This is a genomic window from Gibbsiella dentisursi, from assembly GCF_039539505.1.
GTDB classification, from domain to species: Bacteria; Pseudomonadota; Gammaproteobacteria; order Enterobacterales; family Enterobacteriaceae; genus Gibbsiella; species Gibbsiella quercinecans.
In genome coordinates this window covers 1-558 of sequence record NZ_BAABDG010000015.1, presented here as the reverse complement: position 1 = coordinate 558, position 558 = coordinate 1, and the positions used below count along the sequence as shown (strand labels likewise).

The 558-nt window shown below is 53.8% G+C and carries 1 rRNA gene; it reads right to left on the bottom strand.

What is annotated here, in order from left to right:
• Positions 1-558, bottom strand: a 23S ribosomal RNA gene (locus ABFX35_RS23675); the annotation flags it as partial.

Here is a 558-nt window from a genome sequence, read left to right as displayed (position 1 = left end):
CGTCGCTGCCGCAGCTTCGGTGCATGGTTTAGCCCCGTTACATCTTCCGCGCAGGCCGACTCGACCAGTGAGCTATTACGCTTTCTTTAAATGATGGCTGCTTCTAAGCCAACATCCTGGCTGTCTATGCCTTCCCACATCGTTTCCCACTTAACCATGACTTTGGGACCTTAGCTGGCGGTCTGGGTTGTTTCCCTCTTCACGACGGACGTTAGCACCCGCCGTGTGTCTCCCGTGATAACATTCTTCGGTATTCGCAGTTTGCATCGGTTTGGTAAGCCGGGGTGGCCCCCTAGCCGAAACAGTGCTCTACCCCCGAAGATGAGTTCACGAGGCGCTACCTAAATAGCTTTCGGGGAGAACCAGCTATCTCCCGGTTTGATTGGCCTTTCACCCCCAGCCACAAGTCATCCGCTAATTTTTCAACATTAGTCGGTTCGGTCCTCCAGTTAGTGTTACCCAACCTTCAACCTGCCCATGGCTAGATCACCGGGTTTCGGGTCTATACCTTGCAACTTGACGCCCAGTTAAGACTCGGTTTCCCTACGGCTCCCCTAT